Source organism: Bilophila sp. 4_1_30, assembly GCF_000224655.1.
In the GTDB taxonomy this organism is placed as follows: Bacteria; Desulfobacterota; Desulfovibrionia; order Desulfovibrionales; family Desulfovibrionaceae; genus Bilophila; species Bilophila wadsworthia.
The window spans coordinates 418,228-425,187 of sequence record NZ_JH114231.1; the positions used below are offsets into that span (position 1 = coordinate 418,228).

Genomic DNA, 6,960 nt, shown 5'->3' on the forward strand with positions numbered 1-6,960 from the left:
CATTGCTCAGACGAGCGTCGTTTCCCTGACAAGCCGTGCCCGTAGCCGTGCCATAGGTGACTGCCAACGTCCGGTTCTCCGTAAGTGAACCGCCTCCGGAGAGCCCGGTTCCGGCGATAACCTGAATGGTCGTCGGGACAGCACCGATATCCGCAGGAGTGAGCGCGTCCGTGCCCCCGGTCTTGTGTGTGGCTTTGTGTGCCGTGGGCGTCCGGGCATTGCTCAGACGAGCGTCGTTCCCTTGGCACGCTGTGCCCGCAGCCGTGCCATAGCTGACCGTCAGGGTTCGATCCGCTTCGAGAGTGCCGCCCCCAGTGAGGCCCGTGCCCGGCTTGATCTGAATCGTCTTGGCCGCAGCCCCGATGTCCGCTGGCGTGATGGCGTCCGAACCTCCGGTCTGGTGGGTCGCCTTGTGCGGCTTTGGCGTCCGAGCGTCGGCAAGGCGCACGTCATTGCCCTGACACGCGGTGCCCGCCGTGTTGCCGTACTTGATGGTCAGCGTCCGGTCGGCTTCGAGCGTGCCGCCGCCCGTGAGCCCCGTCCCGGCCTTGATCTGCACGCTCTTGCGGGCCAGCGTCTCGTGCGCTCCGCCGTCCTTGTTGTGCGCGTCGAGCTTGCGGTCGACGTACTCCCGCGTCGCCAGCACCTGCGCCGGGTCGATCTCGATGAAAACCGTGGCCGCATCGAGGACGCGGATGATGAGCCGGACAAGCAGGTCCGTTGCCGCGCCGGAACTGATGTCCGGCTTCTCGGTCAGCGGCGTGTTGCCCACGGCGAACAGCGTCCCGTCGTCCATCCACAGGCCCACCTCGCGGATGTACCAGCCGCCCTCGGCCTGCGGGATGAACAGCTCGGCGGTGAACAAATCCGGGGTGTCCGGATCAAGCACGATGTCGTTGATCTGGGCGCGGAAACGCTCGTTCACGAGGGCCGTCATCGAGGACGTGGGCGTGACCGGGCTGCCCCCGCCGTCGCCCACGGACATGTGCGAGAGCTTGACGGTCTTGCCCTGCGCCAGCGCTTCCCGGACGGCGTTGCGTCCGGCGTTGGTCGTTACAGTACGGAATTGTTGGCTCATATCTCCTCCGGTGCGATGGTCAAAATGTGCTGCCAGTGCGCGATGGCGCCCGTATTCAGCGAAAGTTCCTGTTCCAGATCCGTGATCTCCTCGGGCCAGATGGTCATGGTGTTCCCCATGCCGAGGGCTGCCCCGAAGCGCGTCTCGCAGTTGCTGCCGAGCGCCACGGTGATGCCGAGGTGGTCGAGGTGCGACCGGGTGTTCTTCGTCTCAAGTACGATCTGGCGGGCGCGGTTGATGTCGTCGGCAACGATGCCCTGCTCAAACAGCGTCACCAGCACTTTGAAATGGTACGGCTGGCCGCCCTCGTAGTCGTACCACTCCGTCACGGTCGTCTCGACGTTGCCGAGGGCGGCGGTCACGGCGGTTTCCACGGCCCACGGCGTCCCCTTTTTGCGGTGCACGGCGATGGCCGTCTTCACCATCTCCAGCCGTTCCGCGTACGTCCGGGCGATGTCGTAATTGTCGACGTGGAGCTGCCACGCCAGCAGGTCGAGCAGCGGCTCTTCAAGCGCCCGCAAGCCCCCGGCCTGTTCCGCAAGGCGGCGCAGGGGCGGCAGCAGGTCCGGCTCCTTGCCGTAGAGCCGCGCGTACAGCAGCAGCGACGGGATGGCCTTCACGGACGGCACAAGCAGCCCGTCCAGCGCGTCGGCCGCCGCCCGGATCGCCGGATCGCCAGCGATGGAATCCGGGAGCAGCTCAAGGAACGGGGTGGAACCGATGCGCCGGCTACTCATCTTCCACCCCGCCGAACGTCATGGCCACGGACGTCTCGCGCGCTATCTGCGTCTCGGTGAGCCGTTTGAAAACGGGTGTCTCCAGTTCCACGCGCTTGGCCCCGGCGTTGCGCATCCGGGCCACCAGCTCGTCGGGGTTGATGTCCCGCCCCGGCTTCGACCGCTGCCAGAGGCGATACCCTTCCACAGCCGCATCCACGGCCTTCGTGATCGAGGCCAGCAGCGTGGAGTCCGACGACGACAGGAACCACTTCCCGGCAAGCGCGTACTCCACCGTCTCCGGCGACCCGACGAGCACCTTGTCGGTGAGCGGGCGCACGTCCTTGGGCGTCAGCGCGTTCTCCACCTCTTCGATCATGGCCGCGTCCGGCAGTTCCCCGTCCGTCATGACAAAACGGATGTCCACGATGCCCGGCGTCGGGGAGGTGACGCTCACCGCGCTGATGTCGGCGCTCACCGCCTTGACCCGCGCTTCATACGCGCCGTTCGGCCCGGCAACGGAAAAGCTCTCCGGAGCCATGCGGATGCGGTCGCGGAACCGCTCGTCCCCCTCCTCGTCACAGCCGGAAAGCGTGGTGGCCACGTTGCTCACCAGCGTGATGTACGGCAGCGGATCGACGAGGCGGCATATCTGGCCCGGCAACAGGCCGTTGCCCGAGGCCCCCGCTTCCGTGGCCTTCGCGGAGGTTTCGACAAAAAGCTCCCCCGCGGCAAGCACGGCGTCGGACAGCGTGGCGAACATGACCCCGCCGGACTGCGTGGTCACGCGCGTCCCCGCAGGGATGGGCACGGCGAAGTCCAGCGCCTCGTCAACGCCGAACCGGACGGTCGTCCGGGCTGGCTGCGGCTTGATGCGGATCACGCCCATCGGCGCGCCGAGATGGTCGAGATGACCGCCCCGCGCGTAGGCAAGGAGGTTCTGCTTCCCGGCAAGGTCGATGAGCCCGTTCTGGACCGAAAGGATGTAGGCCAGCGACTCAAGGAACAGGCGCACCGGGTCGCCCGGCTGGAGCGTCGCCTTGGCGATGGCCTCATACGCCGTGATGATCGCCGTCTCCGTCTCCCCGGCGCTCTGCGGCGCGAAGGCGACGGACGGCAGGGCCGACAGGTCAACGGAAGTCATTCAAATACTCCTTGCGGATTTCGACCGTGACCACGGGCGTCAGCCTCCCGTCAGACGCTCCGGGCGCGTCCGTCCTGAAGGTCACGCTCTTGACCTTGATGCGCGGGACGCAGCGCTCCAGCCCCCGCCCTATCTCCGCGACGAGCAGCGGCCTCGACTCCGGAAGGGGCAGGTCGATCAGCTCCCACGACAGGCCGAAGTCCCGGTCGAGCGCCACGGACCCCTTGCGGGTCGCCAGCGCCGTGCGGATTTCCTGCGCCAGACCGCGCAGCCCCGTCGCGCCGATTTCCACGGACGTGGGCACGCCCATATCCACAGTCAGTTCCATCAATTGTACTCCGTGAGGTTCAGGGCTATTTCGGCGCTCATGGTCACGCCGTTGTGGAAAATCCGGTGCTGCACCTCAACGCTTTTGAGCACGTACAGGCCGTAGTAGGTCAGGCCGAGCACGAGCGGGACCTCCTCGCCGAGCACCGCCAACTCGCGCAGGGCGTCGATCCGCATGTCCACGGTCAGGGCCAGCGGCGTCAGCGGGAAAAGCTGCACGGTCAGGCTGAGGGTGTCCAGATTGCGGCCCGTGTGCTGCATTTTAGGGAGCCCGGACACGCATTTGTGCTCGGCAAACTGGATCTCCCGCTGCTGCTTGAGGTCGCGGAACGTCGCCACCTCAAAGTCGCTCACGGTGAAAAAGAAGGTGCCGAGGACGCCCTGGTACATCATTTGGGCGCTCCGGTGGTCCCGCCGTGCGGACAGTCGTGGACATGGCTGAGGAAGGAAATGCCGTTCACGGTCACGTCTCCCCCGGTGACGGTTATGTTGCCCCGGTGCCGGATGTTCCCCTGCGTCGCGGCCTCCGTCCCCCCGCCTCCGGACCCGCCCATCGAGAGCGCGGGCGTGTTCAGGCCGATCTTCGCCGCCGAGGTCAGCTCCAGCGCGCCGCCAGCCGTCACCTTGCCGTTTCCTTGAAGCGTCACTTCAACATTTCCGGTCACGCTGGCCTCCACGTCGCCTCTGACCGAGGCCCTGAGTTTGTGCGCGGCGCGGTCGTACTCAAGCGTGGTGCCGTCGCTGAACGTCCGGTGGAACTTGTCGCCGCTCGCCACGGGCGGTTTCTGCGCCCCATACATGGAGCCGAGCACGAAGCCCTCCTCCAGCCCGTTGCCGAGGAACAGGCAGAGCACCTGATCCCCCACGTCCGGCAGGTCGAAAGCCATGTCCGCGCTGGCGCGGGGCACCAGCACGGGGAGCCACCCGGAGACGAGCTTCGCGGTCACGGTGTCACGGAACTCCACCCGGACGCGGTGCTTCTCAGGCTGGCGGGACACGACAAAACCCACGCGGGCAAGTTCGTTCATCTTCATATCCATCAGTAATCCAGCGCCTTTTCCAGCTCGAGGCTGGTCGTATAGCCGCCATCCGCCGAGAACGTGTGCGTCGCCTGGGCGATGACGTATTTCGAGTCGAAGCGGCCCCATCCCTGAATGTCCAGCACGGTGCCCGCCCGGAACCGGGTGTCGCCCATGCCGGACAGCGAGGCGGTCTGTTCCTTGCGGTTCTTGTCGCGCAGCTCCGCCTTCGCCATGCGCTCGGCCTGCGCCTGATTCTCGATCCGCTTGTTGATGTAGAGCACGCGCCCGGTCGTCGGCGGGATGTTCGGCTCGTACTGTGTCTCTATCGTCTCGGAATCCGCCGCTTTCGTGTAGCCGACCACGCATTGCGTGTAGATGCCCTCGGTCGTCCGCTTGGCCCGGAAGGACTGGAAGTCCAGCCCCTCGCCGGGGTCGGCCTCCGGCGCCCGCCTGATGGCGATGGGCTCCAGCCGGTCCGCCGTCTGGCCCGCGTACACGACCACCCTGTCGCTTTTCACCGCCAGCCGGAGGCCCTGCTCCTTGGTGATGCGCTGCATGAACTCAAGGTCGCTCTCCTGCCGCTGCTCCACCCGTTCATAGACCAGCTCAGGCCCCCGGTAGAGCGTGTCCAGCCCGGCGGCCCCGGCAATGTCCGCGATGACCGTGGTGATCGGCGTCTTCTCCCACGAGCGGGTCTTCTTCTGGAGCATGAGCGAGGACTTCACGGCGGCGGGCACGGCCTTGACGGTCACGGTGTCGCCTCCCTCCGCACTCGATTCGAGCTCCATCTCGTCCACCTCGAACTTCCCGCAGGGCAGCTCCTCGACCGCGCCGATCTCCCGCCAGTTCTCCGTGAGGATGCTGGCCTCGATCACGTCCCCGGTCTGCGGGAGCCAGTCCCCCTGCCAGATGCCCTCGCGGTCCTCCAGCACGATCTGGAGATCGTCCAGCTCCTCGTCGGCCTTGTCGGTGTAGGTCAGGCTGACGAGGTACGGCATGAGGTCGAGGGTCACGTCATGGCCCTTGATGCTGACGGTCACGGCTGCGCGGCGCATCACATACGCTCCCACGGGGGCAGCGAGGACACCTTGGCGACAGACGGCGCTTCCGGCGCAACCACGCGCACGTCGCCGCCGAAGATCAGGGTGTCCATTTCGTCCACGTTCTCAGGGAACAGCGTGCCGAGCCGCAGCTCGTCTCCGTAGGCGTCCTTCGCAAGCTGGTCCCACGCCTGCCCCTGCCGCGTCGTCTTCTCACTGGGCATGTGCCGTCCTCGCCTTGTCCGAACGCATCCTTTCGAGCGCGCGCCGGACGAGCTTTTCAAACTCCGGCTCCAGACGCCGGAGCTCCTTTTTGAGCGCGGGGAGATTCCCCGCATCCGCGATGTTGAAATGCTGCACGATCTGGATGTCGCCCGAGGCCTCCGGCTGGCGCTGCGTGGGAGCCTTTTTGTTGCGCTCCAGCAACATCGGCGTCTGTGGAAGCACGGGCGGAAAGGCATCGCGGCCGAACTTCGCGCCGACAGGACTTTGCCCGGACGCTGAAGCCATGAGCACAGAAGCCCCCACGGGCTTGTCCTTCTTCGCAGCCGGGATGAATACCGTGCTGAACCTGTTGCCGCTGTCCAGCGATACGACCGTAACGGGTCCGGGTCCCTTCCCTTTCTTGCCGCCCTTCCCCTTCTTGTTGGAGCTGCTGGCGGGAGTGGAGGCCAAACCTGCCACGGCATCCGCCCGGCTTTGATAAGATGGCTTGGCCGGACTCTCCGATACGGGAGGAGCAGTCTGAGCCGCCTTTTTACCGCTGGTGGACATAGATATGGCTTTGGGTGGTTCGGGCGCAGCGGATGCCACGGGCGTGGACTTTTCCGAGGGTGTTTCCCCATCGTCTCCGAAGGCCGTATTCCATGCGTCGGACACCGCCCCGGTGACTTTATCTACGGCTGATTTTACCGTGTCGATAGTACTGAAAACCCAATCGAAGCTGTCCCGCAGCCACTGGAACATGCTGGCGAACACGCCCGTGATGGCATCGCAAAGACCACCGAAAAAATTCGTTGCACCCTCCCAAACAGAAACGATGCCGTTCCATGCACCAGAAGCGGCGTCGCTCATCCAGCCCCACATGACGCCGGCGCCTGCGCTGACGCCATCCCACATGACGGCAAAGAAACTTGTGACGCCGTTCCAAAGCCCGGTTACGCCATTCCACGCTGTAGAAGCGGCATCCGTAATCCATGTCCATGTGCTTTCCGCAGCGCTCGTGACGCCTCCCCACAGCCCGCTGAAAAAGCCCGTGACGCTCGACCATACCTGTAGGCAGGTGTTCTTTGCTCTGGAGAACAACCCGGTGATGAACGTGATGGCAGGCTCAAATACTTTAAGGAGGTTGCCGCCGAGCACGGAAAAGAAGACGCCCAGACGGTTCCATGTATCCGTAATGGAGGCCCAACCGATCACAAAGAAGTTGATGATGCTGCCCACAGTCTGAGAAATGGTCCCCACGATGCCATCCCAGATTCCTTTCAGGGCGGGGCCAATGGTGCCCCAATGCTCGATCACGAAATCCACGGCAAAGCCTAGCGCCACCAGCAATGCCCCCACGCCGGACGCGACAAGGATGGAACGCAAGCCGCCAGCGAAAAAACGCGAACCTGCTCCGGCGATGCGGCTG

The 6,960-nt window shown here is 65.2% G+C and carries 9 protein-coding genes; all 9 read right to left on the reverse strand.

The window, feature by feature from the left end; translation table 11 throughout:
* A partial coding sequence (locus HMPREF0178_RS20300) for a phage tail protein (RefSeq protein ID WP_009378605.1) occupies positions 1 to 1,078 on the reverse strand: 1,078 nt, incomplete at its 3' end.
* Positions 1,075 to 1,815: a phage tail protein I gene (locus tag HMPREF0178_RS02025; RefSeq protein ID WP_009378606.1), complete on the reverse strand. Its 741-nt coding sequence runs from the start codon at positions 1,813 to 1,815 to the stop codon at positions 1,075 to 1,077. The genes HMPREF0178_RS20300 and HMPREF0178_RS02025, both read right to left, overlap by 4 nt.
* The gene (locus HMPREF0178_RS02030) at positions 1,808 to 2,938 is read right to left on the reverse strand and encodes a baseplate J/gp47 family protein (RefSeq protein ID WP_009378607.1); all 1,131 of its coding nucleotides are present in this window, start codon (positions 2,936 to 2,938) and stop codon (positions 1,808 to 1,810) included. The genes HMPREF0178_RS02025 and HMPREF0178_RS02030 overlap by 8 nt, the downstream gene beginning before the upstream one ends.
* Positions 2,925 to 3,266 (reverse strand): GPW/gp25 family protein, encoded by a 342-nt coding sequence (locus HMPREF0178_RS02035; protein ID WP_009378608.1) that lies wholly within the window; start codon positions 3,264 to 3,266, stop codon positions 2,925 to 2,927. The genes HMPREF0178_RS02030 and HMPREF0178_RS02035 overlap by 14 nt, the downstream gene beginning before the upstream one ends.
* A complete protein-coding gene (locus HMPREF0178_RS02040) occupies positions 3,266 to 3,658 on the reverse strand; it encodes a phage tail protein (RefSeq protein WP_009378609.1) in 393 nt (130 codons plus the stop codon). Before HMPREF0178_RS02040 ends, HMPREF0178_RS02035 begins: the two co-directional genes overlap by 1 nt.
* Entirely contained in the window at positions 3,655 to 4,305 is a 651-nt protein-coding gene (locus tag HMPREF0178_RS02045) for a phage baseplate assembly protein V (RefSeq protein WP_009378610.1), read from the reverse strand. Before HMPREF0178_RS02045 ends, HMPREF0178_RS02040 begins: the two co-directional genes overlap by 4 nt.
* Positions 4,305 to 5,342 (reverse strand): phage late control D family protein, encoded by a 1,038-nt coding sequence (locus HMPREF0178_RS02050; RefSeq protein WP_009378611.1) that lies wholly within the window; start codon positions 5,340 to 5,342, stop codon positions 4,305 to 4,307. Before HMPREF0178_RS02050 ends, HMPREF0178_RS02045 begins: the two co-directional genes overlap by 1 nt.
* Complete coding sequence (locus HMPREF0178_RS02055; RefSeq protein ID WP_009378612.1) at positions 5,342 to 5,551, reverse strand: hypothetical protein; 210 nt, start codon at positions 5,549 to 5,551, stop codon at positions 5,342 to 5,344. Before HMPREF0178_RS02055 ends, HMPREF0178_RS02050 begins: the two co-directional genes overlap by 1 nt.
* Positions 5,541 to 6,960, reverse strand: a 1,420-nt coding sequence (locus HMPREF0178_RS02060) for a hypothetical protein (RefSeq protein WP_009378613.1), incomplete at its 5' end; no start/stop codon positions are given. The genes HMPREF0178_RS02060 and HMPREF0178_RS02055, both read right to left, overlap by 11 nt.

What these genes read in the sequence shown, in the direction of transcription:
- HMPREF0178_RS02025 (WP_009378606.1), bottom strand. Translation starts at nt 1,815, where the DNA reads ATGAGTAGCCGGCGCATCGGTTCCACCCCGTTCCTTGAGCTGCTCCCG.
- HMPREF0178_RS02030 (WP_009378607.1), bottom strand. Translation starts at nt 2,938, where the DNA reads ATGACTTCCGTTGACCTGTCGGCCCTGCCGTCCGTCGCCTTCGCGCCG.
- HMPREF0178_RS02035 (WP_009378608.1), bottom strand. Translation starts at nt 3,266, where the DNA reads ATGGAACTGACTGTGGATATGGGCGTGCCCACGTCCGTGGAAATCGGC.
- HMPREF0178_RS02040 (WP_009378609.1), bottom strand. Translation starts at nt 3,658, where the DNA reads ATGATGTACCAGGGCGTCCTCGGCACCTTCTTTTTCACCGTGAGCGAC.
- HMPREF0178_RS02045 (WP_009378610.1), bottom strand. Translation starts at nt 4,305, where the DNA reads ATGGATATGAAGATGAACGAACTTGCCCGCGTGGGTTTTGTCGTGTCC.
- HMPREF0178_RS02050 (WP_009378611.1), bottom strand. Translation starts at nt 5,342, where the DNA reads ATGCGCCGCGCAGCCGTGACCGTCAGCATCAAGGGCCATGACGTGACC.
- HMPREF0178_RS02055 (WP_009378612.1), bottom strand. Translation starts at nt 5,551, where the DNA reads ATGCCCAGTGAGAAGACGACGCGGCAGGGGCAGGCGTGGGACCAGCTT.